A 26,257-nucleotide genomic window follows, 5' to 3' on the forward strand; every position below is an offset into this window, starting at 1 on the left:
TAAAAAAACAATGAATATGAAAACGTTGTCATATACAAGATTATACAGGCTGCTTTGTTCGTTATTGCTCTTCTCTTTATTAGGGTGTAGTAGCGAAGATGTAGGAGAGCCCGGTAAAGATAAAGAACCGGTAATGTTAGTCTTTAACACCTCTCCTGATTTGATGACCCGTACCTTATTAACCGGTCCGGCCAACCTTCAACATGTCCGACAGGTACAATTGTATATTTTCGATGGCACAACAGGTGATGCCCGTTGTGTGGCCTCTGAGAATATAAACTGGCAGTATGTCGCAGGAGCTGAAAACGGGCTTTCCACACGGGAGCAGAAATATAAGGTGCAATATGGAGGCTTTCAGCCTCAGAAGGAATATACTTTCCTGGCAATCGGGTTGGATGACCGGGCCGGGGATACGTATGGCCTGCCGGATGCGATTCGGGCCGACCAGGTTACCGGTACCTTATTGAAGGATGCTAATGCCATACTGGCTACCGGCAAAGGGCGTGCTGATATTGCAGTTTCGGAGTTATTCGCCGGTTCTTCTGTTTTCACGCTAAGTCTTCTAAACGGCAATACCGGATATGTGGATTTGTATCGTCGTGTAGCCGGAGTGTCGGGGTATTTCAATCATATTCCGACCCAAATAAACGGTGTCGAAGTAAGCGCTTTACATATTGAGTTGTATACGATACAAAACAAAAGTAACTTTCTGCTCAAACAAACTCCGGATGATTTTATCATAAGTCCGATGAGTTCAAACGCAGGCGACAAGATCGTTGTCAATATACCCAAGAGTGAGTTTATTGCAGGCGGAACAACGAAAAAAGGTTCTTATATTCTCCCTGTACCGCTTCCTGCAGATAAAGATTACACCTTGCAGATCGTGTTGGTAGATGCTGCCGGAACCCCTTTGCATATTCATAAAGTCAAATTATCCGTAGACGGTGAGGTCTCTGAGACTAACGGCGGCACTGGAATCATCATTCCAACAGAAGATCCTTACCGTTTTCCGATAATTACCAACCACTTTTACAGCATAGGAACAGAAGCGACTCCGATAGATTTCAATACTTTTTTGTTTACACCTTAAGCATTTTATCACTTACAGGATTTTTTTAGAGTATAATTTCCTATATTTGGCGCCATAGAATTCCTAAATCTAAATCTTATGCGTAAAATTATTTCGTTTCTTTCGCTGGCCGTGATTATATTACTGGCGGCAGCATGTAAGGAGACCTCCCCGTTTAAGTACGAGTCAGTCCCTAACGATCCTATGAAAGCACGTATCTACACGTTGGACAACGGCTTGAAAGTCTACTTGACAGTCAATAAAGAGACACCGCGTATCCAAACTTATATCGCAGTCAAAGTTGGTGGAAAAAACGACCCGGCTGAAACAACCGGGTTAGCGCATTACTTTGAACATCTGATGTTTAAGGGTACACAAAAGTTTGGTACTCAGAATTATGAAATGGAAAAGCCGCTGCTCGATCAAATCGAACAACTGTTTGAAGTTTACCGGAAGACTACCGATGAGGCCGAAAGGAAAGAAATCTATCATCAGATCGACAGTATTTCGTATGAAGCGTCCAAATATGCTATTCCCAATGAGTACGATAAGCTGATGGCTGCTATCGGAGCCAATGGCACCAATGCTTATACGGGATTTGATATGACTGTCTATACGGAAGATATTCCTTCCAATCAGATCGACAACTGGGCTAAAATCCAGGCGGACCGCTTTGAAAACAATGTAATCCGTGGTTTCCATACGGAACTGGAAACCGTTTATGAAGAAAAGAACATGTCTTTAACCAGCGATGGTCGTAAAGTATATGAGGCCGTTTTGAGCGCTCTTTTCCCGGATCATCCTTATGGAACCCAGACAGTACTTGGTACTCAGGAAAACCTCAAGAATCCTTCGATTACCAATATAAAGAACTATCATAATACCTGGTATGTGCCGAATAATATGGCAATTTGTATGTCGGGCGACTTTGACCCGGATAAAACAATTGAGGTTATCAATAAATATTTCGGTCATCTGCAACCGAACCCGAATTTACCGAAGTTGCCGGTAACCCATGAATCACCCGTCAAGGCTCCGGTTGTGAAAGAGGTATTAGGCGTGGATGCGGAAAATGTGACTTTGGGATGGCGTTTCCCGGGCGCATCGTCTCCGGAAGAAGATTTGCTGAACCTCACTGGCGAAATCGTAAATAACGGCAAAGCCGGTTTGCTGGATGTGGATCTGGTTCAACAGCAGAAAGTACTGAGTTGTTATGCAGGTACTTATGGTATGGCCGATTATAATGCATTTGTAATGAGTGGCCGTCCGAAACAAGGGCAAACGCTGGACGATGTGAAAGATCTTTTCCTTGCAGAGATAGAAAAACTGAAAAAGGGAGATTTCGATGAAGGGTTGCTGGAGGCTGCGATCAATAATTATAAACTGATGCAAATGTATCGCCTGGATAATAACAGTAGCCGGGCAGATATGTTTGTTTCTGCTTTTATAAATGGTGTTGACTGGAAAGACGAGGTAGCTCAGTTGGAGCGTTTAAGTAAAGTGACCAAACAACAGATCGTCGACTTTGCCAATAAGTATTTCGGAGATAATTATGCTTTGATCTACAAAAGAGAGGGCAAGGATCCGAATGAGAAGAAAATCGACAAACCTAAAATTACTCCTATCGTAATGAACCGTGACAGCTCAAGCGTGTTCCTTAAGGAAATACAGGCAGTAGAGGTTGCTCCGATAGAACCTGTATTTCTCGATTATGACAAGGATTTGCAGAAGCTGACAGCAAAGTCGGATATTCCTGTTCTTTACAAACAGAATATGACGAACGATGTTTTCTCTCTGATGTATGTCTTTGAGATGGGAACGAACAACGATAAGGCGATGGGTACGGCTTTCGAATATATGAAATATCTCGGTACTTCAAAGAAAAGCCTGAAAGAGATCAATGAAGAATTTTATCGTTTGGCATGCTACTTCAATGTTTTCCCGGGAGCGGACCGCACGTATGTCATGCTGGAAGGCCTGAAGGAAAATATGCCGAAAGCAATGGCTCTCTTTGAGGAGATTCTGGCTGATGCCCAAGTGGACAAGGATACTTACGGTAATCTGGCTGACGATATTCTGAAAAAACGGACGGATGCTAAATTGAACCAGGGACAGAATTTCAATAAACTGATTCAATATGCTATCTGGGGACCGCAATCTCCGGCTACACATGTCCTTTCTACAGCTGAATTACAACAGATGGATCCTCAGGAATTGGTCGACCGTATCCATAAGATAAATACCTATGAACATAAGATACTGTATTACGGGCCTGAAAAACCGCAGGCTTTACTGGATATCGTTAAACAGTATCATAATGTTCCGGAAAAACTTGTTCCTGTTCCGGCCGCAACAGAGTTCAAGCAACAGGAAACACCGAAAAATAAAGTTTTGCTGGCACAATATGATGCCAAACAGATTTATTTCTCAGCCGTATCCAATCGTGGCGAGAAATTCGATCCGTCGATCGAGCCGACATTGAACATGTACAATGAATATTTCGGTGGCGGAATGAATGCGATCGTATTTCAGGAAATGCGTGAAGCCCGCGGACTGGCTTATTCTGCAGGGGCATATCTTATCACTCCTTCGAAATTGAAATATCCGTATGTATACCGTACGTTTATTGCTACACAGAATGATAAAATGATCGATGCAATGAAAGCCTTTGATGATATTATCAACAATATGCCGGAGTCGGAAAAAGCGTTCAATCTGGCAAAAGAAGCTTTGATAACCCGTATGCGTACGGAACGTATCACAAAATCCGGAGTGTTATGGTCGTATCTGAATGCACAGGATTTGGGATTGAATACCGACAGCAGGAAGGAACTGTTTGAAAAAGTACCTTCCATGACCCTTACCGATATCAAAGCCTTCCAGGAGAAATGGGTAAAAGGACGTACCTATACCTATTGTGTACTGGGAGATGAAAAGGACCTGGATCTGAAGTCCCTGGAACAGTACGGACCGGTAACGAAACTGAGTAAAGAAGAGATATTTGGGTATTAAAAATTAGAATTTGAAAATTAAAAAGACGGTTGTTAAATGCTCATTTGATTTAACAACCGTCTCTCTTTTTCTATCAAGTAATTTTCAATTCTCATATTCCATCGTCCTGATGCATCTCCACCTCCTTGACTTTCCGGAACAGGTCGGATGCGAAGATGAAGTCGTTGAGGGCTTTGTTGTTGGAGGTGATGACCTGGTCTTTTGTTCCCTGCCATTCTTTAACACCTTCCTTGATGAAGATGATGTTTTCCCCGATATTCATTACGGAGTTCATGTCATGGGTGTTGATAACCGTGGTCATCTTATATTCCGCTGTAATATCGTGGATCAGGTCGTCTATCAGCAGGGACGTTTTAGGGTCCAGTCCGGAATTGGGTTCGTCGCAGAAAAGATATTTGGGGTTCAATGCGATCGCGCGGGCAATAGCGGCACGTTTCATCATACCACCGCTGATCTCCGACGGATACAGATGTTCCGCTTCCGCAAGATTCACGCGTTCCAGGCAGAACATGGCTCTTTTTTCTCTTTCTTTATAAGAATCATTAGAAAACATATTGAGCGGGAACATCACATTTTCAAGAACCGTCATGCTGTCGAACAAGGCTGATCCCTGGAACAGCATGCCCATTTCCCTGCGAAGCATGTTCAATTCCAATTTATCCATGGAAGTAAGGTCGCGCCCATCGTACAGGATCTCACCCGAATCCGGTTTCATCAGGCCGATGATATTTTTGATCAGGACTGTTTTTCCGGAACCGCTTCGTCCGATGATCAGATTGGTCTTCCCTGTTTCAAAAACGGCGCTGATATCATTCAGCACTGTGCGGCCTTCAAATGATTTCGTTATGTTTTTTACTTCTATCATTTCTTACGTAAGCATTAAATGGGTCATTATTACGTCTGCCAGCAGGATCATGATACTGCTCATTACAACAGCATTCGTACTCGCTTTACCGACTTCGAGTGCTCCCCCTTTCACATAATAACCGAAATAAGCGGCTATCGATGAGATTATAAAGGCGTAAACGACAGATTTTATAATAGAATACCATATATAGAATTCATTGAAATAAAACTGCAAGCCGTATTCGAAAGAGGCCGGCGTCATACCTGTTCCTGTCGAATGGCTGGCGGCTATACCTCCCATAATTCCTGTAAACATACTGAAAATAACCAGTACCGGAATAAAGATCATCAGTCCGGCAATTTTCGGCATAATCAGGAAGTTAGCCGAATTGACTCCCATAATTTCCATCGCATCGATCTGTTCCGTTACACGCATGGTTCCGATCTCGGAGGCGATATTACTCCCCACCTTGCCGGCGAGGATCAGACACATGATGGACGAAGAAAATTCCAGCAGGATAATTTCACGGGTTGTATACCCGATCGTAAATTTAGGAATCAGCGGTGAACTGATATTCAATGATATCTGGATGGCGATAACCGTACCGATAAATACTGAAATGATAACCACGATCCAGAGAGAATCGACACCCAGCTTGTATATCTCTTTTATCAATTGTTTGAAGAACATGCTCCATCTGTCAGGTATTGATATGGATTTCCCCATCAACATGACATATTCTCCCATTCTATGTAACGCTTTATTCATTATTTTCTTGATTACTTATCTGTTCCAGTCTGCAAATATAACTGAAATATGTCAACTACTGTTCACTGTTTATGATTTGTTTTCACGTCAGGTACCGTGTCCCTTCGTCCATACTAGCCTGGATCGGGTAGGAGAGGATGAAGCTGTTACTCTGGAAATACTTGTTCAGATAACCGGGGATACGCGGCATTACGGGGTCGTAGGAATAACCTTCTTTCCGGCTGAAGATCACCCACATGCTGTCGTCTGCTTTCACATCCCGGAACACGATCAGGAAATCATCCCAGTCGCTGAAGTTCACATATGATATTTCTCCCGCTCTTTTGGCGAAGAGTTTTTTGATGGCTTTCAGCGTATCCTCCGAACCGTAGAACACGACTTTTGCCCCGGTATTCTGCAACACGTTCCATACCCGGTTCATGACCGGTATGAAGCCGATTTCCTTTTCCGCCCGGTCCGGCAGGATAATCAGGTGGCGTTTAATGGTGGCCAGGGGCTGTACCGGTTTGTAGATAAAGGTCGTTACGCTGCTGTGGTGCAATACGTTTTCAACAATATTTCCCAGGAATGCAGCCGGTATGTCCTTTTCCTTATGCAACCCGAGGACCAGGTCGGTTATCTCCCGTTCCTTCACGACGCTGGTAATGGCGTTGGAGATGCTCAGGTCGTAGCGGAGCAATCCTTTCAACCGCGTGTCGGTGGCCGCGGCGGTATCGACAGCGGTCTGTAATACCCGTTTGGAGGATTTTAGTGTCTTGTCGTCCGAATTTTGGTTGTCTATCACTTTGAGAGCATATAACCCGCTGGTATTCGTTTTTGATTTTATGGCAAGGCTGAGGTTGACCAGTTCTTCAACCGTCTCCTCATTGCTGACGGGGATCAGGATATGTTCGTCCTTCGTATCTTTGTCTTCTGTCTCCTCCCCGGATTCCTTCATCGCTATATTATGCGCTCCTTTCTGGGCGGAGAAGGAGGCGATGGCGCAGGTCACCAGGATCATCAGGATCGTACCGTTCAGTACGCTCTCATTCAGGAGCCGTATGGGAGCACCGTTGGCATCGGTTCCCAGGATCACGTTATACCCGACCATGACGGCTGCCAGTGTAGCTGCCGCCTGGGCGTTGCTCAGTCCGAAAATAACACTCCGCTGGTCGACCGACAGCCGGAAGGTCTTTTGTGTCAGCCAGGCTGCCGCATATTTTGCTGCCGTAGCCACGATGATCATGACCATACCGACCTTGATCGTTTCGAAGCTGGTAAAGAAAGCCCGGTAATCGATCAGCATCCCCACACTCAGCAGGAAGAAGGGGATAAAGATCGCGTTCCCGACAAACTCTACACGGTTCATCAGCGGCGAACTTTGCGGAATCAGCCTGTTCAGGGCCAGTCCTGCAAGGAAAGAGCCGATGATCGCTTCCATCCCCGCTAACTGGGCAAGGAATGCACCGAAGAACACCATCGACAGCACGAATATATATTGCGAAATATTATCGTGTACCCGTTTGAAGAACCACCGTCCGATAAAGGGAAACACCAGTAACACAATCAAGGCAAAAATAACGATGGAAACGCCCAGGCGTATCCAGAAAGCGTTGTCGGCATTTCCTGTCGCCATCCCGACAATAATTGTCAGCACCAGTAAAGCCAGCGTATCCGTGATCATGGTCCCGCCGACGGTTATGCTGACAGCATTGTTTTTGCTGATCCCCAGCTTGCTGATGATCGGATAAGCGATCAGTGTATGGGATGCGAACATACTGGCGAGCAGTACGGACGTCTCCATGCTGAAATCAAGCACCCATAATCCAACGACCGTCCCTAGTATCATAGGGATCAGGAACGTATACATCCCGAATACAAGGCTTTTCCCGCTATTCTTCTTAAAATCCCCCATGTCTATTTCCAGCCCGGCCAGAAACATGATATAAAGTAACCCTGCTGTCCCCGAAAGAATGATACTGCTGTCGCGCAGGACAAGGTTAAAGCCGTTCGGCCCGATAATGGCTCCGGCAATGATCAGTCCCAGCAGGTGTGGAACCCTGAGTTTATTCAACAGGAGCGGGGCCGCCAGGATGATCAGCAGTATCAGTAAGAACTTCAATACCGGATCAGCCAGCGGGAGGGTGAAATCTATGTTTGAGAGTAATATCATATCTATAAAGATTTACATATCTTGCATTGATAATCCTTTTATATCCAGCGTATAATGTGCCAACTGTTTTTTTATTGTTGCAACCTTTTCGTATAGGCGGGCTATATTTACCTTGTGAAAATTTCGTTTTACTTCTGCTATTAACGCCTTGTTCTCGAATCGGTTGAGGGCGATAAGGTCTATTTCATTCTCACCTTTGTTATCCCAGTAATTTCCGATATCCGTGATGTCTTCACTTTCTGCTATCATATCTCTGAAATAGCGTTCCAGGATGCGCCCGCTGTATTGTTCGTAATTTTTTAAGATGAATTGTTCCAGCATATTGTTTTTTCCCAGTTCAATCATTGACAGATTCGGGAATATGAAACGGAACCAGAACATCAGGTAATTATCATTCAGGCACCAGCGACTGTTGCGGCTTTCCGGTTTTGAAAACATCGGTTTGTTTCTGTTGATCAGGGAATATTCTTTTTCGAGATTAGCCAGATAGGCGCCCGTATTTTTTCCAATGATCGAATCTATTTCACTTTGGCTGGTCTTTCCGGAAGCTATTAATTGTAAAATGGAAAAATAAGTAGCATATTCGCGTCCGAACTCTGATATCAGTAAATCACGTCCTTCCGATAAAAAGGAGAATCCGGTCGAATGGTATAGCGGATCATTTGATTGAAAGTGACAGCTCCGGCTTCCATTAGTAAAGCTACATATTTAGCAACACCGCCTGTGATAAGATAAAAGGCCAGAAGATCTTCCGGGGTATATTCCGGATTATAATCTTTCAAAATTTCTTTGATTGTTGAAATTCTGAAAGGCTTTAAAATGATTTTTGAAGTAAGGCGCCCGAATAGAGGCTCTTTGTTATTTTCAAAAACTTTTTTCATCATGGAATATATCGACCCGCAAGCGATGAAATTTATTTTTGCCTGCTCCTTGTATCTATCCCAGATATTTTGAATATCACTGAAAATGGAACTGTTAATATTGCCAAACTCCTGAAATTCATCGATGATCAGTGTGAAATGTGTTTGAGTGGCGTATATCATCAGTTGTTCGAATAAAATACGAAACTCAGTTACGTTTCCGAAAATCTCCAGTTCCAGACTGTCTTTTATTTCCTGTTGAAATTGTTCACACAGAAGGACTTCGCTTTTACGTGAAACAAAGAGATAGAGAAACTTTTCACCTTTCATGCTTTCGAGCAATAAAGAGGTTTTACCGATGCGCCTGCGTCCCACCATCACCGTGAAACAAGCAGTGTTTCGTGATTGTTTATTGATATCCCGGAGTAATTCCAACTCTTGTGTACGATCGTAAAACTTCATGACTTTACTGTTTTAATGATCATTAATTTAATGGCCGTTACATTAATGGCTATTACAAAGGTAGCTATTGTTCTTTTATAATGCAAATGAAAACCATTATTAGATGCAAATGAAATTATTCGATTTGAATAATTTGAATTAAATAATTATATTTGCTGAAAAGATCGAGTATATGGCAAAAGTTATAAATCCCTTTATCGTAACCGGTAAAATAGAACCGGAATATTTTTGTGATCGTATACAGGAATCGGTCCGCCTGATAAAGTCTGTCACGAACGGAAACAATCAGTGGAAAATTTGGATTTGATCCGCTTTCCGGTACACCGACATTTAATATAGAGTTAGGTGATATAGATCGTCCCGAATATACGTTGGATGAGATTTTATCATAGTGCGGATATGCTTGAGTTGACCGCAATTGCTCCGGATATATATATCCTGTTCATTGTCGGACATTTCCTGAAACGGAACCGCCGAATCGAAGTTGCAGATGTAGAATGGGTTTATACTCTGTTTAAAGGGCATACGTTCTACATTCAGAAAACTTTTAATGAAGCTTTTGCCGACACCCCGGAAGGGGAAATCTGTACGCTGGAAATGATACGGGCAGCTATCAACAACATGATTGCGGCGAATGATACGATTTTCCGTGAAATATTATCAAATATCCCTGAAAAACAGAAAGAATTACTCTATGCTATTGCCAAAGACGGCGAAGCAGAGCGTATTACATCCGGATTGTTTATAAAACGACATAGCCTGACATCTGCAAGTTCAGTACAGTCGGCCGTAAAAAAACTGCTGGAAAAAGACATTATTACTGAAATCAATAAAGTGTTTTCCTTGACCGATAAGCTGTTTTCCATGTGGATAAATCAAATTTACGGTAATAAATCCATTTTTTTATAGGCGAAACTTAGTATTTCAAAAAGGTGCACAAAAACAACGCGACTAAGCTAAAAATCAAATAGTTATAAAACATATTTTTTAAGCGAGGTAGGGAAAGAAAATATGTACAAATATACGGCACTTAGAGATAAATGCCGTATATTTGTATCGATAAGACAAGGATAATATGGATGATAAATTGAGACTTCTGATAGAGCAACATAGAGGATATATCACCCGTAAGGAGATTATCGGCAACCGTTACCTGTATTACCGGTTACTGGAAGCAGTGAAATCAGGTGAGATAATCCGTCTGAAACCGGGTGTGTACTGCATGGAAGACGCAATGGCAGGAACCATGATTGACCTTGAAAAGATAGTACCTGACGGGGTGTTGTGTCTTTACTCCGCATGGGCGTACTATGAACTGACCACACAGATACCGCAAGGTTTCTATGTAGCCATACCAAGAAAACAAAAAATAACATTGCCCGACTACCCGCCCATCATACTCAATTATTGGGACCGTTCCATCTATAGTGTAGGCATTGTCCACCGACAGATAGACAGTTTTGAAATACCCATTTACGATATGGAGAAATCGGTTTGTGACGCCATCCGTTACCGGAACAAAATCGGAATTGACGTGAGTTCCGAGATATTGAAAAACTACCTGTCACGCAAGGAACGTAATATAACTCGGCTGACCGCTTATGCCAAGTCCATGCGGATTGCCGGAATACTCAACAAATATCTGGAAATCCAACTATGACAAAAGAATCGAAAGACTACGGCAAGTCCGTAAAGGCGAAGCTCTTGAATCTGTCGAAAGTGGAAGGACTGCCTTACCAACCGTTACTGATACGCTATGTACAGGAACGCCTTCTATACCGTCTTGCACAGAGCAAGTACAAGAACCGCTTTTACCTGAAAGGAGGCGCGTTACTCTATGCCTATAAACAGCTGAAGGCACGACCTACACTGGATATAGACTTTCTCGGGAGTAGCATCAACAACGACAAAAAGATTATTGAAGAAGCTTTTTCCGAAATATGCGGCATATCCTGCAAGGAAGACGGAACCGTCTTTGATACGGATAGTATCGAAACTGAAGAAATCAATGAAAACCGTGTATATAAAGGCATACGGCTACGTGTAGCGGCACAGTTGGATACCGTCCGTCAGAAAATAGCTATGGACATCGGTTTCGGTGACGTTATCACACCCGAACCGCAGGAACTGGAATATCCTCTGTTGCTGGACGAACTGCCCGCTGTCAGTATCATGGCTTACTCACTGGAAACGGTAGTGGCAGAGAAGTTTCAGGCGATGATTGAATTGTCGGAAAATAACAGTCGCATGAAGGATTTCTATGACCTCTATACCTTATTACATAATACACTAGATAGCGACATGCTGGAGAAAGCAATCCACGCTACCCTGAAGAACAGAGGAACCAAATATGAAGAGAACCATCCCTTGTTTAGTGATGATTTTCCCAAGAATCCCCAGTTTCAAATGTTATGGAAAGGTTTCAGAAAGAAAATCAGAAAGACGGAACCGGATTTTGAAACGGCGGTCAGTCTGATAAAAGAAAGGTTATTCCCCTATTGGGAAAAGTACAAGGAACAATAAACAGCATCACAACTATGGCAATAAACAAATCTCAAATAGAAAAATGAAAGGAGAAAGTTGCTTCTCGATATTATTCACTTTGGCAAGTATGGTGCTAAGTATGTGGGTAACTCTAGTCCAGAAGCAATTCTTCTATTATTCATAATGACCTTATTTTATCGTTTATGACGCAATATTGCAGAGTTATGTTGAGGTTGTTAGTTACTGTTCTTTCAGCTTTTCCCTGAAATACATCTCCAATGTCATACCGGACAGTTTGCGTTGCTTCTTTAGAAAGGATCGGTAAAATTTCATATTACCGGAATTAATCTGAAATTTCGCGGCGGTTATTTTCGCCACCGCGAAATTTCGAATAAAGATAAAAGACAGAACGCAGAATGACAAATTTCACCCCTGCTAAAATGACCGTATATACATTGTTTGTTTCCCTCTGCCGATCTGAATCAGCTTGTTGCTGTCTATCAGTAACTTCAGGTCGTTCAGGGCCATAAACCGGCTGTAATGATTTATCTGCACGCAGGTGCCGGTGTTGATACATCTGTTTTTATTCACCTCTTTCATAATATTCTCCAGCCGTTGTTCCTGTGTGAGTTTTTCTGTTTTCGCCTTTTTCACCTGTTCCAGTCCGGCTTCCCTGACCTGTTCTTTCAGGGAGGTTGCGCAGCGGAAACTGACGGTGTCGGCTTCTGCGATGACTTTGGTTTTACCGTTTTCATCCGTTACTGTCCGGCTTTTCAGCGTGGGTGTGAAATATCCCAGTCCGTCCAGCTCGATGCTATTCCCTTCCGCCAGGTGAAACCCCATCCAGAAGTTAAGTGCTTCCAATACCCCTTTTACGTCTGCTGATGAGATCGTGCTCGACATCGAGATCATCTTGCACATATACTTCGTATCGAGCGTACCTTGTGAAATGATCCGTGCATGCGGAATCTTTTTGTCTTCCCTGTCTCCCGGGACCGGTGTCTTGTACCATCCGAATTTTAAACTCATTACTATCTTGTTTTAAATTAATACCAGCCAAAACAAATTTTCATCCCGTACACCCATTCATTCAATAATCATTGAACGAAAGGAAATCAATCATCAAACGAAAGAAGCATATATGTGTTTTATTCGTTTGATATATATCAAACGCAAAAACGTACGAATACAAATATAATACGGAATGGAAGGAATTGTACCGGAGATAGCATATATTAATGATATTCTTTCAAATAAATGGATTTTACGGCGTTTAAGAGGGGGGGGCGTATGAAGAATTTATGTAAATTGCCGAAAAATAGCTCTTAATGCTTGTAAAGTAAAAATAAGCAGCATATGAAAAGTATAGATTCAATTTTAGTAATCATTCTTCTTTTGACAGTAGTGCCAGAAGGCAGAGGGCAAAAACAGAAAGGTAACGATGGTGTCATTACCGTTAACGTGGTTAAGAGTTATTCTCCCAAAAAGGAATTGATACTTCAGGACTTTATGGATGTAGAGTATATTGCGTTAGAAACGAATGATGATTTCATTAATCAAGGTATTGTGTTGGATGTTGGTAAAGAATTTATATTAGTAAAAAACAGGAACCGAATTAATGATGGAACTATTTTTGTGTATGACAGAAACGGGAAAGCCATACGGAAGATAAATCGTAAAGGACAGGGAGGCGAAGAGTATATAAGTCTTTATAGCGTTACCTTGGATGAAGAGAGCGAAGAAATGTTTGTTAATGACATTTTAGGCAAAAAAATTGTTGTATATGATTTATATGGGAGCTTTAAAAGAAGTTTTAAACACGAAAATGGCATCTACTTCCAATTTTATATCGATGTATTCAATTATGACAGACATCATTTAATTTGCTATGATGAAAACCATGAAGAGATCCCCTTTGTACTTATGTCCAAACAGGATGGTCATATTGCCCACGAAATAAAAATTCCATTTAAAGAAAAGAAGTTCTTACGTCAATTAAAGCAGGAAGGGAATGATGGTAAAGGTGTGATTGGAGTAGGACCTAGTCCTTACTATTCCATCTTTCCATTCAACGGTAATTGGGTACTGTCAGAACTTTCGTCTGATACTGTGTATACCTTTTTGCCGGATTACAGCTTGCGTCCTTTTATTGTAAGAACCCCGCCAATTCAATCTATGGATCCGGGAGAGTTCTTGATTATCCGGTTATTATCAGATCGTTATTATTTTATGGAAACGATCAAAAATGTATATGACTGGAATACACAAAAAGGATTCCCAACAAACTATTTGGTGTATGACACAAAAGAACGGTCTTTTTCAGGATATACCGTATATAATGGTGATTTTACAACAAAAAAAGAAATATACATGAGCGCAACAAAACTTGTCAGCCACGAAATCGAATCATGGTACCTTTTAGAAGCTGACCAACTTGTTGAATCTTATAAGAAAGGAGAACTGACAGGAAAGCTGAAAGAAACTGCTGCAACATTGAATGAAGAATCCAATCCGGTAATTATGCTGATAAAACACAAGAGATAATTGTTGCATCGGGTGCAATTATCGGCTTTTCTCCTTAGTTTTCAGTAGTTCACATAAGCGGATGAAGGGAGCTGTTTTTTGTAATTGGGCTTTCTCTATGAATTGAGGACGGAGGTCTTTTTGTTTCCATTGGAAAAAAGATTGATATTCCTGTTCATTATTGTAACATTCTTCTATATAATCGGCTAACTCTTTAGGGGATTTAAAGTCATTTGCATGGATAAAACAATGCTCTCCTGGTGCGAACTCGTTGATGTTAGGGGCGCCTAAATAGATGGGAACCGCTCCGGCGATCAACGGATCAAAAAATTTCTCCGTTACATAATCGGTTGCACAGGCATTTTCAAAAGCAATAACAAATTTGTACTGTTTATATAAATTGATTTTGGACTCCCTTCCGTTATCCTGATCCATTTTCTTATTATTGAATAGTTTTCCATAGGAATCTATAGGTATTTCCCGCATAAGTTCTTTCAGGTATTCCTGTCTCGAACTTTGGTTGATCGGGCTGGATATAAGCATACAGATATTGTTGGCTCTCTCCTTTGTGTCGACTGGTTGTTTCATCAAAGGAATAAAATTGTCATGCAAATACGATTGTATGACGTCTGCCGTTTGGTGATAAGAAATCCGGTAGTCAAATAGTTCCATGAATTCCGGATCTTTGAGGAACGGGTAATTTTCTTCGCATTCTAATGTCCAGGCAACCCATATTTGTCCTTCAGGTTTTTCCAGGTCGTCTTCTAATTCATTGATTAAAGTCGGTAAGTGGAAAATAACTGTTTGTGCCTGAGGATAATACTGCCTGTCAGTCGTGAATCTATAGTCTTCCGGAATCTGCTCAACGGGAATGTTTAGAGGAGTATCCCACATTGTATTATATATCAATATAATATGTTTGTTTTTTATTATTTCAGGAGATAATTTTTCCGCCCAGTAAGATATCTTCCATTTTAAATAACTCTTCAAATTATTCTGGGCATTTTTGTAATAGCGGTAAATCCTCTTTTTTGAGAGTGGTGAGAGATGGTGGTATATTTTAAAAATGGTATACAATGCATGTGACGGTAAAGTGAAATTACTATTTTTGATTTTAGCCAATGATAAGAACGCTAAATTATATAACATATAAGCTTTTGCGTATAGTTCGCTTTTCATATCCCGGTCCGGGCCATTGAAACTGTATCCCGATGCAAAAAGAATCAAACGATTAGCTATATAGATCAGGTCTCGTACTCGTTTGGACGTGACCAATGTCCTCATGATAGAACCTTCCCGTTGCCGGTATCCGTAAAAATCAATGTTGGTGATGTAAACGCTTTTTGCAAGGCAAAGAGCTTGGGGAGTCCAGAGTTCGTCTTCATGGACAACATTCTCAAAATACAATGTTTGCTTGTTTAGCCAGTCCTTTTTGTATAGGTAATTAGAAACCATCGGAGGAAAAGCCCCGTGTTTCATTAATTCTGAAAAACACTCTTTTCCTGTCAGGCAGATGTGGCATAAATGGGATGGGATTGAATTAAATAAGGTCCCGGTTTCTCCGTCAGGATAATAGCAAACGGAATTTCCCATTATTATGTCGGGGTGAAAACCGATAGCTTCCGAGAACATTTTTTCGGTCTGTCCTTCTACTATCCAGTCGTCGCTGTCGATAAACATTATATATTCCCCTTGCACTTCTGACAATCCTTTATTACGTGCTGCCGACAATCCCTGATTCGGTTGATGAAAGAGCTTTATACAGGAATGAGAAGATGCGAACTTCTCTGCAATTTCACCGGACCGATCAGTTGAGCCATCATTGATCAAAATAATCTCCTTTGAAATTATCCGTATGTTGATCAAGGAGTTCAAACACTCTTCCAGATAAGTTTCGACATTATATATCGGAACTATTATAGATAAAAAAGGACATGAAGTACTCATATAATAATTTTCTAGTGAATATATTACTTTTTTATTATTTATAAGGTCAGTTTGATTGTTTTTTTGCTTAGTTATCAGTTTGCTGTTTTGTTTTGTAGAACTTTTTTAGTGAGAAAGAATCTTTTATTTGAGATAAATTCCACATTTTGTTACGTGATTTTTTTATTGCTTTGTAATCTATGGAATATTAATTAGTTAGCTTGATTCTTTTTTTTTATTAATCCATTTTTTCTAGAATAGAAATGTTTTAATTTGAAAAATGCAAACATGAAATTTTTATATAATGAATGGTATAAAAGAAAAAATATCTTCAGATATGATAAATGTGATTGATTGTTATCAAAAATCACGATTGTTCAAAGATAGTCAATTAGAGAAGCAAGCCGAGGAATTATTAGATATTGTTTTGAAGGGACTCTCTTGTGAAATGCCTATAGAATTGGGAAATGGATTGTTAGGAACTGCTTGTGGCGTTATTTATTTGCTACAGCACCAATATGTAGACGGTGATGCAGATGAGATATTGGCAGAAGTAGATCATTTTTTGTTTTGGCAGTTGACTTGTCGTCCCGATGAAGCTATTGCGAATTGGGCAGATTGGTTATACTATTTTCGAATACGTATTTTATGTAACAGAGAACCAACTAACTGTTTGTCAGAAATTATTTTTCGTCAAAATCTGATTTTTTTGTTAGATCGTTTGACTAATGCGATCAAAAGTGGATATCATTTTTCCAGAGATATCTATTCGGAAGTAAAAAAGATTCATTTGATGAATATTTTTCCAGTAAGAACAGCAACTTTGCTTGGGTTACAGACAAATACTGAATCTTTGATTCCGATTGATAATATTGAAAGAGATGAGGTGGCTTTTGTTGTTGCGATCCGTATTGATTCAATCGATCGGGAGAGAAATTTGGATTTCTTATTGGAAAAATTGACAAACATACCCAATAGTAAGGTTTGGATAATAGAGGGAGATGATCGACCTCGTTATACATTCAAGCATTCATATTCGAATGTATATTATCTGTTTAAGATAGATTCTGATCCCGTTTTTTATCGTACCAAATATCTGAATGACATGCTAAAGATGGTTGAGGCTCCGATTGTTGGTGTTTGGGATACAGATATTTGGGTGGCAGAGGAACAGATTCAAATGGCAGTTGATGCTATTAAGAAAAAGAAAGCAGTTATGAGCTATCCTTATGACGGACGTTGCTGTTGGCTTCCCCCTTCTGATTCAAATCGTTTTAGAGAGAATTGTTCTCCTGAAACATTGAACAATTATGGTATTTATAGACTAAATACAAACGGAGGAGCTTTTTTTGTAAACCGAAAGACTTATTTGGCAGCAGGTGGTGAAAATGAACTTTTTTACGGGTGGGGTCCGGAAGATACAGAACGTATTAAACGAATGGAAATATTGAGACTACCTGTTTTTAGATCACCAGGACCTTTATTCCATTTATATCATCCCCGTAATGATAATTCAAAATATGCTGAAGGAGACATTGAAATGCATAATCGGAAGATGTTTTTGAAAATTTGTAGTTTATCTGCAGGAGAACTGTTGAATTTTATTCAAAAGAATGGTTATGACATGAGAAAGCTTACAGATACTTTTCGAAAAAATGAAAAATATAGTTCGGAGATAGCTTTTTGGAAAAATGAAATTTCTCGATATAAATTGTGGTATGAAGGAAAGTTATCTGAATTGTACGGAACTTCTTCTCCGTTGCCGGAGCAATGCATTGTATTGGAAAATCCAATACACTCTGCAATTATGACTTGGACGAAGTTACACCAACAAATTAAATATTTGCAGGTATTGCAGTTGGATTCACAGATATTTTCCGGGAAAAAGGTTTTGGATCTAGGAGCGGGACCTATGCCGAGTGCTACTTGTTTTTCTGGATGTGAACTATATGCTTTGGACCCGTTAATGTCTGTTTATAGAGATTTAGGGTTTCCACATGAATTGTATCCGGATGTTCATTTTATAGAAGCTTATGCTGAAAAACAACCTTTTGAGGATAATTTTTTTGATGTAGTAATATCTGTCAATGCAATTGATCATATCGATTCTTTAGAACTAGTAGGAATGGAATTACAAAGGGTTTGCAAACCGGATTGTTTTTTTACGATGCATGTTCACTACCATTCGGCAACGGTTTGTGAACCAATAGAGATTAGCGATATTCTATTTAAAAAAGTATTTAACTGGGTTAAAAATCTTCGAGTCGTTTCACGTTCACAATATTCTTATGGTTCAGTTATTCCGGAATGGGAACAATATGTTTTGTGGAGTAATTTCTAAGTGAAGAAATCTATTGTTTGTTGTGTGAAATCACTTGTGGAGAAGAATTATAAGCTTTTATCGATATTTGTTTTGATCTTATGAAAATAAAGTTTTACCTTGCATTCAATAATTTGAATGTATATGATGAAAGACCCTAAACTAATTCTGAATCTGCTATTTTTTTTCTGTCTGGTGGCTTGCGGTGACGGTACAAGTGTATCTCCCTTATTGATTGAAGCAGAGAAATACATGAATGAAAGACCGGATAGTGCGTTATTACTATTAGATAGTATAGCACATCCGGAAAATCTTTCACAGGAACAAAATGCTCTCTGGTGTTTATTGTTGACTCAGGCACAGGATAAAAATATCATTACTCCTACATCTGACTCTTTGATAAATGTAGCAGTGGATTATTTTGAAAAGACTGACAATATGGAGAGAAAGGCACAAGCTTATTATTGCCAGGGAAGAGTCTTGACTGATATGTTGCTTTTTGATAAAGCGATTATCAGTTATTTAAAAGCGGAAGAAATGGTACTGCAAACTACTGATTATAATTTGCAGGCACGTATTTATAATCATTTGGGAGATTTGTATGATAAGACTTCGTTTTACGAAGATGCTTTATCTTGTTATCAAAAAGCGTATGATTCTTATAAATTAGCAAATAATTTATTGGGTGTGGCTTTTGTATTGAGAGATATAGGATCGTCTTATGAGTATCAGAATCAATTAGATAGTGCAACTTCCTATTTAAAAAAATCATTGGAAATATCAGATGAGAATGGCTGGAATGATTTGAGTAGGAGCCTTCTTGTCTGTCTAGGGAATATTTGTGAAAGTCAATCATCATATTCGGAAGCAGTTGAATATCTTTATAAATCTATGAGTGGGGTAGAAGAAGATAACCTATCCTATTCTTTATATTATTCGTTAGGTTACTTATATCGACAGGTAGGACTATCGGATTCTGCATTTTATTATTTGAATAAAGCTATGGACAGTTCTGACTTGTATATACAGTGTCAATTGAATAGGGAGTTTTCTGTCTTATTCTTTGAAAGTAAAGATTATGAAACTGCATTTGAATATAATGAACGATATATATTATTACGTGATTCGATAGAACATATTTATCAACCTGAAAAATTGGCAGAGATTGAAGCACGCTATAATTATGATAAATTGATCAATGAAAAGAGTCAATTGGCTTTAAAGAAAAAAAATGCAATATTGTTTTTTTCTATTTTAATATTAGCTTTGTTGTTTTTTATATTCATAGTCTTTATTCGATATCAAAAAATAATTTGTGAAAAGCAAGTGATAATAAGAGATGGAGAAATTGCTCTTTCAAAGAGTCTATCAGTAATTGAATTTAATAAAACTCTGTTAAGTGAAAAGGAAAATGAACTTAAGTTGAAAATGAAAGAATTGGAGGATAATGTCGTAACGATTCAATCATTGATGCTTGAAAAAAAACAGCTTGGAGAATCATTGGCTCAAAGATGTAAAGTTTTAAATGAAGAGATAGTCACTTTGCAAAGTGAAATCGAAAATAAGGATTTTTTATATGAAAATAAACAACATGAACTTCAATTAAAAAGGGATGAATTAGAAAATACTGAAGCAAAAATTGAATTCATAGAATATGAAAAACAACAACTAAAGAGTGTATATTCTGCGCAAGCAGATGCTTTAGATAAGCAAATAACTATATTGCAGAGCGATATAAAAGCGAAAGAGTCTGTTATTAAGAATTTGAGAAATAAATCGAGAGGATTTTTACGTAAATATTTAGAAAATAACTATCCGCAAATGAAAAAACTTTATGATAAGGGAGATGTTATTGTCAAATACTCAGATAAAGAATGGGAAGTTTTTGAGGAGTTGTTTTGTTCTATTTATCCTAAATTAATACCTAAGCTTTGTAAGAATTATCCTAAAATGAATAAAAAAGAACAGAGGTTCTGTTGTTTGTTATTATTAGGTGTAAAAACGGCAAAAATATCGGCAATTATGGATTTAGAACCTAATACCATTTCAAAATATCCAACTAACATTCAAGAAAAATATTTTGAATCGTATGGGAAAAAATCATTAGAAGATATATTGCTTAGTATAGTGTAAAATCCATATTTCAAATTTTGAACATTTGTTGCTTTGAGTTAGTTGTTGATAATCAATGTGCTGGTTCTGTTTTTTTTATTTGTTAAATCCATATTTTTTCAAAAAAGGATTTGTTATTTTGCTGTACAAACAACAAATTAAAGTCAATTATGAAAAAAACAGTTATCTTATTCTTATGTATGCTTGTCGCATTTAGTGCATTTTCCAAAATAATGGATTCAAGAGATATCCATTTAAAAGCACGAAAGGCGGATAAAGATGTTCTCCGTAGTGTTATTCCTGTAAGGTCTTCTTTGGAAGGAAATACAATTTTAATCAACTTTTTTAACGCTCCGCAAAATGTAACAGTGACAGTACTGGATGCCGAAGGTAATAAAGTTTTTATAGAGGCCTATAGTTCACCGCAAATCGTTAAATTGCAGGCACTTTATGTATCTGGTTCCTATACGCTTGAAGTAGCCTATGACGATACATGTTTATATGGCGATTTTGCAATAGAATGACCATTCCTTATACGTGCCAAATAATGGATATAGCAGTGAGCTCCATGAATATAGTAGATGGTTTATATAATTAAATAGTCCAATATACTAGTGGGGTTCACTGTGTGTTTTTTAACTAGAAGCGAATCTCTATAATTCTATAAGCTAAATACTATGATCGACATATCCGTCATAATGCCTGTCTTTAACGAAGAGAAGTATCTTCATGCAGCAATTGACAGCATACTTTCTCAGACTTTTGACAATTTTGAATTTATTATAATAGATGATGCGTCAACAGATAATTCATTGCAAATCATTAAGTCTTATACGGATAAACGTATTATATTGATTTGTAATGAATATAATGTCGGGAACTATCCTTCCCGGAATAGAGGATTGGAACTTGCCGTTGGAAAATATATTTGTGTTATGGATGCGGACGATATAGCCTATCCTCAAAAATTTGAGTTCCAATATAAGTATCTGGAAACTCATCCGGATATTTGGGGAATAGGTACGAATTTTATTTTCTCGAATCCGCAGATGAAACGACATTTATCCTTATCATATGAACAATTGATGATTCATTTGCTTCAGAATAATACTTTTTTGCATTCATCTTTGATGATACGAACTGATGTGATGAGAATGCATGGCGGATATGATGAAAAATATATCTACTCTTCCGACTATGACCTTATGTCGAGGCTTGCATTATCAGGAAAGGTCGAAAATCTGCCGAATATATTGATGATGTGCCGTTGGCATGCGTCTCAGATATCCCAGTTACATCGAGATGAACAGAAAGCATTTGCTTATGATATATGCCGTAAATATCAGATTGAATTTATAAACCGTTATAGGAGCGCCAATCAGCAAACACCGGACGAGTGGACTGTCGGTATTCCGCAAATTGGACGAATTATAGCATTGTATACTTATGCGAGTTATACCGGAGATGTGATTTATGAAAAACAAGCGGATGAGTTATTAGAGCAATTATTGGAAAATGATATAGAAATTATTCCTTCTTTAGGACGGGAATGTAGTTTATGTAGCTTGGGATGCGGTCTTATATACATCCTGCGCAATGGATTTGCCGAAGGAAAAGAAGATGAAGTGCTGGCGGAACTGGATAAACGCCTGCTCATTCTCTGTATGAATTGGAAAAAAGAAGAAGTCTATTCTTTATATGGTTGGATACATTATTTGACGCTTCGGATAGATGTTTCGGAAGAAAGTTCTGTAACTCTTTTCAATAAACAAAACCTGATCCAATTACTGGATCGTCTGGAAGAGGTGGGAATGATTGATGAGTGTTTATTGAAGGACATCCGGATAATAGATGGTTTGGGGCTCTTTCCAGAGCGAACTAAACGGTTATTAGGAACGAAAGAAATTGTCAGTACGAACTACAATGATATAGAAAAACCGCTAGATGATGTAGTTACATTCGTAATCCCGGTTCGCATAGACTCGTCTGAACGGCAGGCAAATCTGGATGTGGTGTTAGATCAGTTATCGAAACGTACACATACTAAAATAATAATATTAGAAGCTGATTCCGGTCCCTTATATAAAATGCCAGAAAATTATCCGAATGTGACTTACTTATTTGTGAAAGACGATAACCCGATTTTTTACCGGACGAAATACCTGAATGAATTGTTAAGGCAAGCCGATACATCTATTGTTGGTATATGGGATACCGATGTGATAGTTCCGGATAATCAGATAGATTGTTCGATAGACGACATACGTGAAGGAAGAGCAGTCATGAGTTTCCCTTATGACGGATGTTTCAATTTTTGTTCGTTGGAAGATAGTTTTGTATTTCGAAATAACCGTTCTATTGATTTTTTGAAAGAAAGAGAACATTTTAACCGTGTTATTCATTCTGTCGGTGGTGCTTTATTAGTACACAGGAGTATTTATTTGAATGCAGGGGGAGAGAATGAGCACTTTTATGGTTGGGGGATGGAGGATCAGGAACGTGTAAAACGGATGGAAATATTAGGACTACCAGTTTCTCGAGTTACCGGAGTTTTATACCATTTGTTTCATTTTCGAAATGGAAACTCCCGATATTGTAGTGAACGGCAGAGGATAGAGAGCGGTAAAGAGTTTATGAAAGTTTGTAGTATGTCCAAAAATCAACTAAAACAATATATATGTAGCTGGAATAACATTGCTACGAATTTTGAAACTCAAATTTATTTATCTTTAAACACCAATGAAATTATATCGATCTAATTACGAGATCGTGGCTAATTATTAGCTTGAAATCCATGTTTTTGTAGGGCTCTTTTAATTTTACATAGCATGGAAGTTTAGCGGGTTTATTATCAGGGTGTTGTGTGGCGTGTTAAAATAGATTCAATCCACTTTTTATTTTTTTAGGTCCATACCTTTGTCTTGAAATTTAACAATAAATCTACCATGAAGCAGATGTATGCATTATATATAGGAATTGGGAAGTATCTGGATATCCGGTCAAAAGAATTGGCAGGTTATTTGATAAATCTTCTTTCAAGTCTTTATCAGGTTCATTTGATAGGGGATTTGTTTAATGACCAATCTCAGGAGTTAAGAAAATCTTATGATTTAATTTTTATTCAGAACTCTATTAGTCTGATTCATTATAAAAAATTGATCAAACAGTATGTGAAATGCCCGGTATTATTTGTTACAACTACCCAAAATATAGATAGTTATGTTACTCCTTTTGAAAATATGTTTGGTGTATTAAATATGGGAAATATAGTTCTGTCTACTCTAGGGATACCAGAAGAAATGGAAATCCGTCTTTGTTGTCCGGTGGAAAGGACAGGTAATTATTATTTTTACGAACAGCAGCCGGAGGTTTGTCGTATCGTTTATTGTCCAACCGGAAATTCAGTAGGCGAGAACGATTTCAAGTTGTTGACTTTTCTGGGGCAAACCAATGCCTCATTGACCATTGTTTCCGATGAATATGCGTGTTTGAGAAATGCCTTTCCTCCTTTCGTGACAGTTGTGTCGCGCTCTTCTTGGTTTTCAGCTTATAAGCAAGCGCATTTAGTGGTGGCATCCGGTTCGGAAGCTGTGCAGGCATTAGCTTTATGCAAACCTTGTGTCGTTATGGGTGATTACGGTTTGGGCGGATTGGTGACTTCGGAGAATTATGTCCAATTGCAATCTGTCCATTTTAAGGGGCGTAAGGGAGGAAGCTTCGGAGAATCGGTTTCTCCAGTTTTGCTCGAATCAGTGATACGAAAAGTGTTTGCATTTGACCGACGGGAAGATGTTTTAGCTCTTCAGAAACAGGTATTGGCAATTTATGGAAAGCATGTATTTAAGACAAAACTGTTACAAGAGATAGAGCGGATTACAAACATGTCTACATATATGAACAATCGTCAGAAACGGTTGTTATTGAAACCCTGTTTGTCTTCACTTTTTGCGGTGGAAGAATTGGATGGTAAATCGTATCTGAAGCGCGGATTGATTTGTTTCGAAGAACTGGATCAGGAAATGAACGATTTGTTGGATCAGTGTGATGGGGCAGTTTCTATTCAGGAACTGGCGGAAAGGAATGGATACGACCGTGAAGATTTGGAAATCTTATGGTCGAACTTGTATGAGTTGTGGAAAGAGAAACTAATCCTTTTTGCCTTATGAAACAGTTGCCGAATTTTGACCTGAGCATTGTGGTACCGTTGGGTGACCGGTTGGAATCGTTTGTGGATAGTCTTCCTTTGCGTACGGCTTATTACGAACGGAACGGCATAGAGGTTGTCTTGCTGGTGGATGAAGAAGCGGATTGTCGAAGTTTGTTGGCATGTATCCGTAAATACCCCTTTATTAGTTGGAAAGTGGTGGCTGGATCGTGGCAAAATAGTGCGGTAGCCTATAATGAAGGTATCTGTCAGTCGATAAAAAACTATATCCTGTTGATGTTCCCTGAATCTCTCTTTCAAGCGGATGTCATTTATGAATTGCGTGTGACGCTGGATGAATACCCGTTGCATTATGCGATCGGTTTTTCCTATGGCTGTTTGATGGTGAAGAAAGAGTATTTGGATTTGGTTGGTGGTTATGATGGACAATTCGATGTACTGGAAGGGGCAGAAGAAAACCTGTGTCGACGTATGGAACTGGCGGACATTCACCGTTTATATTATCCAGATGCCTTGTTGCAACTGGGGGAAAGCCGGTTATCGGAAGCTTTGGAACAAAGCGTACCAGAGGATCTTTTGTATGAAATGTTGTTACCCATAAAAAGCAAGGCAGACAATCGATCAAAAACGGGATCGGGAAAGTTGCTTTATGATTGGCAAGAACATCCATATGCAAATGAACAGTGTCGGGAGTATCTTTCGGCATTGAAGCAGTTCGATATTCCGTCTGACGTGGTCTTTGAAAAGTTTTATCCATTGATTGCGTTGATCCCGACTTATAATGAGTCGGAACGGATCACGGATTGTCTTCGGAGTGTGGAGAAATATTGTGACGGGATTATCTTATTGGATGATGACAGTCAGGATGATACGTATGAAATGGCCTGGTCCGATAAACTATTATTGAAAGCAAAGAAAGTCCGCACGGAGTTCAATGACAAACAGAACCGGAATATGTTGTTGGATATTGCTTCTTTTTTCAAAGCGGGATGGTTTATCTTCATAGATGCGGATGAACGGTTTGATGATCGTTTTGTGGATTTGCGGGAGGTGATGAAGATCTCAAATGTAGATATAATAGGTGTTTATATTGCGAACTTATGGAATAGTACGGACACATACCGATTTATGAAGGATCCGTATGCAAAGAACGGGTTATGGCTTAGATGGAGAATGTTTAGAGATAAGGGGAGAATGCAAATAGTAAATCAAAGAAAATTACATTTTCCTTCAATTCCTTATGCGGAGAAAAATTGTAATTTTTTTGAAGCAAAAACATTGTTACTCCATTTAGGATATTTAAGTCAGAATAAACGGAAATATAAATATGATTTCTATCAAATAGAAGATAAAGATAGAATCTTATGTTATGATGATATATTATATAATGATTGTGATATATACTATGTTCAAGATATCTCGTCTTCTATGTTAGATAAATCTTAAGATTTATAAAGGTGAGTAATCAAATGAAATATTTATATATAATTGCTGTGAAATTGTGGCTATACAGTATTATTTGAGCGTTTTTACAACGCTGCCACGTGTTTTAATAAT

General features: G+C 39.0%; 18 protein-coding genes and 1 pseudogene. 12 read left to right on the top strand and 7 right to left on the bottom strand.

Annotated features, from left to right (window positions below; translation table 11 throughout):
- Positions 1–16: 16 nt before the first annotated feature.
- Both NBH15_RS02860 and NBH15_RS02865 read left to right on the top strand, forming a co-directional pair.
- Complete coding sequence (locus NBH15_RS02860; RefSeq protein ID WP_250821947.1) at positions 17–1,090, top strand: FimB/Mfa2 family fimbrial subunit; 1,074 nt, start codon at positions 17–19, stop codon at positions 1,088–1,090.
- A 78-nt stretch (positions 1,091–1,168) separates the two neighbouring features.
- Positions 1,169–4,081, top strand: a complete 2,913-nt coding sequence (locus tag NBH15_RS02865) for a M16 family metallopeptidase (RefSeq protein WP_250821948.1) — start codon at positions 1,169–1,171, stop codon at positions 4,079–4,081.
- A 91-nt stretch (positions 4,082–4,172) separates the two neighbouring features.
- On the opposite strand, the gene NBH15_RS02870 is transcribed toward NBH15_RS02865, so the two are convergent.
- From NBH15_RS02870 to NBH15_RS02890, 5 genes are all read right to left on the bottom strand, one after another.
- Positions 4,173–4,946 carry an ABC transporter ATP-binding protein gene (locus NBH15_RS02870; RefSeq protein WP_250821949.1) on the bottom strand — a complete coding sequence of 258 codons (774 nt, stop codon included), beginning with the start codon at positions 4,944–4,946 and terminating at the stop codon, positions 4,173–4,175.
- A gap of 3 nt (positions 4,947–4,949) precedes the next feature.
- On the bottom strand, positions 4,950–5,696 hold the full coding sequence (locus tag NBH15_RS02875; protein WP_044245154.1) for an MlaE family ABC transporter permease: 747 nt from the start codon (positions 5,694–5,696) through the stop codon (positions 4,950–4,952).
- A gap of 82 nt (positions 5,697–5,778) precedes the next feature.
- The gene (locus NBH15_RS02880; RefSeq protein WP_250821950.1) at positions 5,779–7,848 is read right to left on the bottom strand and encodes a cation:proton antiporter; all 2,070 of its coding nucleotides are present in this window, start codon (positions 7,846–7,848) and stop codon (positions 5,779–5,781) included.
- Positions 7,849–7,860: 12 nt separating this feature from the next.
- Complete coding sequence (locus NBH15_RS02885) at positions 7,861–8,286, bottom strand: DUF234 domain-containing protein (protein ID WP_250821951.1); 426 nt, start codon at positions 8,284–8,286, stop codon at positions 7,861–7,863.
- A 164-nt stretch (positions 8,287–8,450) separates the two neighbouring features.
- Entirely contained in the window at positions 8,451–9,170 is a 720-nt protein-coding gene (locus NBH15_RS02890) for an AAA family ATPase (protein WP_250821952.1), read from the bottom strand.
- Between the two features lie 172 nt (positions 9,171–9,342).
- Between NBH15_RS02890 and NBH15_RS02895 the strand changes: the two are divergent.
- The 3 genes and pseudogenes from NBH15_RS02895 to NBH15_RS02905 all read left to right on the top strand — a co-directional run bounded on the left by NBH15_RS02895 (position 9,343) and on the right by NBH15_RS02905 (position 11,693).
- Positions 9,343–10,079 (top strand): annotated as a pseudogene (locus NBH15_RS02895) (ATP-binding protein).
- Positions 10,080–10,245: 166 nt separating this feature from the next.
- Positions 10,246–10,830 carry a type IV toxin-antitoxin system AbiEi family antitoxin domain-containing protein gene (locus NBH15_RS02900; RefSeq protein ID WP_244050684.1) on the top strand — a complete coding sequence of 195 codons (585 nt, stop codon included), beginning with the start codon at positions 10,246–10,248 and terminating at the stop codon, positions 10,828–10,830.
- Entirely contained in the window at positions 10,827–11,693 is an 867-nt protein-coding gene (locus NBH15_RS02905; protein ID WP_128135228.1) for a nucleotidyl transferase AbiEii/AbiGii toxin family protein, read from the top strand. Before NBH15_RS02900 ends, NBH15_RS02905 begins: the two co-directional genes overlap by 4 nt.
- A 396-nt stretch (positions 11,694–12,089) precedes the next feature.
- On the opposite strand, the gene NBH15_RS02910 is transcribed toward NBH15_RS02905, so the two are convergent.
- Positions 12,090–12,683 carry an HU family DNA-binding protein gene (locus NBH15_RS02910; protein WP_250821953.1) on the bottom strand — a complete coding sequence of 198 codons (594 nt, stop codon included), beginning with the start codon at positions 12,681–12,683 and terminating at the stop codon, positions 12,090–12,092.
- A gap of 327 nt (positions 12,684–13,010) precedes the next feature.
- On the opposite strand from NBH15_RS02910, the gene NBH15_RS02915 reads away from it, so the two are divergent.
- On the top strand, positions 13,011–14,198 hold the full coding sequence (locus tag NBH15_RS02915; protein WP_128135229.1) for a DUF4934 domain-containing protein: 1,188 nt from the start codon (positions 13,011–13,013) through the stop codon (positions 14,196–14,198).
- Between the two features lie 18 nt (positions 14,199–14,216).
- Here the strand turns inward: NBH15_RS02915 and NBH15_RS02920 are convergent, their stop codons facing one another.
- A complete protein-coding gene (locus tag NBH15_RS02920) occupies positions 14,217–16,124 on the bottom strand; it encodes a glycosyltransferase family 10 domain-containing protein (protein ID WP_128135230.1) in 1,908 nt (635 codons plus the stop codon).
- 283 nt (positions 16,125–16,407) lie between these two features.
- Between NBH15_RS02920 and NBH15_RS02925 the strand changes: the two genes are divergently transcribed.
- The 6 genes from NBH15_RS02925 to NBH15_RS02950 all read left to right on the top strand — a co-directional run bounded on the left by NBH15_RS02925 (position 16,408) and on the right by NBH15_RS02950 (position 26,146).
- Complete coding sequence (locus NBH15_RS02925) at positions 16,408–18,444, top strand: methyltransferase domain-containing protein (protein ID WP_250821954.1); 2,037 nt, start codon at positions 16,408–16,410, stop codon at positions 18,442–18,444.
- A gap of 123 nt (positions 18,445–18,567) precedes the next feature.
- On the top strand, positions 18,568–20,556 hold the full coding sequence (locus NBH15_RS02930; RefSeq protein WP_250821955.1) for a tetratricopeptide repeat protein: 1,989 nt from the start codon (positions 18,568–18,570) through the stop codon (positions 20,554–20,556).
- Positions 20,557–20,705: 149 nt separating this feature from the next.
- Entirely contained in the window at positions 20,706–21,059 is a 354-nt protein-coding gene (locus tag NBH15_RS02935; RefSeq protein WP_250821956.1) for a DUF3244 domain-containing protein, read from the top strand.
- A 153-nt stretch (positions 21,060–21,212) separates the two neighbouring features.
- Complete coding sequence (locus NBH15_RS02940) at positions 21,213–23,294, top strand: glycosyltransferase (protein WP_128135752.1); 2,082 nt, start codon at positions 21,213–21,215, stop codon at positions 23,292–23,294.
- A gap of 498 nt (positions 23,295–23,792) precedes the next feature.
- Positions 23,793–24,701, top strand: a complete 909-nt coding sequence (locus tag NBH15_RS02945) for a hypothetical protein (protein ID WP_128135751.1) — start codon at positions 23,793–23,795, stop codon at positions 24,699–24,701.
- Positions 24,698–26,146, top strand: coding sequence for a glycosyltransferase family 2 protein (locus NBH15_RS02950; RefSeq protein WP_244050687.1), 1,449 nt, complete (start codon positions 24,698–24,700; stop codon positions 26,144–26,146). The genes NBH15_RS02945 and NBH15_RS02950 overlap by 4 nt, the downstream gene beginning before the upstream one ends.
- The last annotated feature ends 111 nt before the right edge of the window (positions 26,147–26,257 follow it).

It is taken from the genome of Parabacteroides caeci, from assembly GCF_023656795.1.
GTDB classification, from domain to species: Bacteria; Bacteroidota; Bacteroidia; order Bacteroidales; family Tannerellaceae; genus Parabacteroides; species Parabacteroides segnis.

Bases quoted from the DNA above. Each gene is read 5' to 3' on its own strand.
- NBH15_RS02905 (WP_128135228.1), top strand. From the start codon at position 10,827: ATGACAAAAGAATCGAAAGACTACGGCAAGTCCGTAAAGGCGAAGCTC.
- NBH15_RS02950 (WP_244050687.1), top strand. From the start codon at position 24,698: ATGAAACAGTTGCCGAATTTTGACCTGAGCATTGTGGTACCGTTGGGT.
- NBH15_RS02910 (WP_250821953.1), bottom strand. From the start codon at position 12,683: ATGAGTTTAAAATTCGGATGGTACAAGACACCGGTCCCGGGAGACAGG.
- NBH15_RS02885 (WP_250821951.1), bottom strand. From the start codon at position 8,286: ATGTTTTCAAAACCGGAAAGCCGCAACAGTCGCTGGTGCCTGAATGAT.
- NBH15_RS02940 (WP_128135752.1), top strand. From the start codon at position 21,213: ATGATCGACATATCCGTCATAATGCCTGTCTTTAACGAAGAGAAGTAT.
- NBH15_RS02870 (WP_250821949.1), bottom strand. From the start codon at position 4,946: ATGATAGAAGTAAAAAACATAACGAAATCATTTGAAGGCCGCACAGTG.
- NBH15_RS02935 (WP_250821956.1), top strand. From the start codon at position 20,706: ATGAAAAAAACAGTTATCTTATTCTTATGTATGCTTGTCGCATTTAGT.
- NBH15_RS02920 (WP_128135230.1), bottom strand. From the start codon at position 16,124: ATGAGTACTTCATGTCCTTTTTTATCTATAATAGTTCCGATATATAAT.
- NBH15_RS02945 (WP_128135751.1), top strand. From the start codon at position 23,793: ATGGGAAATATAGTTCTGTCTACTCTAGGGATACCAGAAGAAATGGAA.
- NBH15_RS02890 (WP_250821952.1), bottom strand. From the start codon at position 9,170: ATGAAGTTTTACGATCGTACACAAGAGTTGGAATTACTCCGGGATATC.
- NBH15_RS02880 (WP_250821950.1), bottom strand. From the start codon at position 7,848: ATGATATTACTCTCAAACATAGATTTCACCCTCCCGCTGGCTGATCCG.
- NBH15_RS02915 (WP_128135229.1), top strand. From the start codon at position 13,011: ATGAAAAGTATAGATTCAATTTTAGTAATCATTCTTCTTTTGACAGTA.
- NBH15_RS02875 (WP_044245154.1), bottom strand. From the start codon at position 5,696: ATGAATAAAGCGTTACATAGAATGGGAGAATATGTCATGTTGATGGGG.
- NBH15_RS02925 (WP_250821954.1), top strand. From the start codon at position 16,408: ATGAATGGTATAAAAGAAAAAATATCTTCAGATATGATAAATGTGATT.
- NBH15_RS02860 (WP_250821947.1), top strand. From the start codon at position 17: ATGAAAACGTTGTCATATACAAGATTATACAGGCTGCTTTGTTCGTTA.
- NBH15_RS02865 (WP_250821948.1), top strand. From the start codon at position 1,169: ATGCGTAAAATTATTTCGTTTCTTTCGCTGGCCGTGATTATATTACTG.
- NBH15_RS02900 (WP_244050684.1), top strand. From the start codon at position 10,246: ATGGATGATAAATTGAGACTTCTGATAGAGCAACATAGAGGATATATC.
- NBH15_RS02930 (WP_250821955.1), top strand. From the start codon at position 18,568: ATGATGAAAGACCCTAAACTAATTCTGAATCTGCTATTTTTTTTCTGT.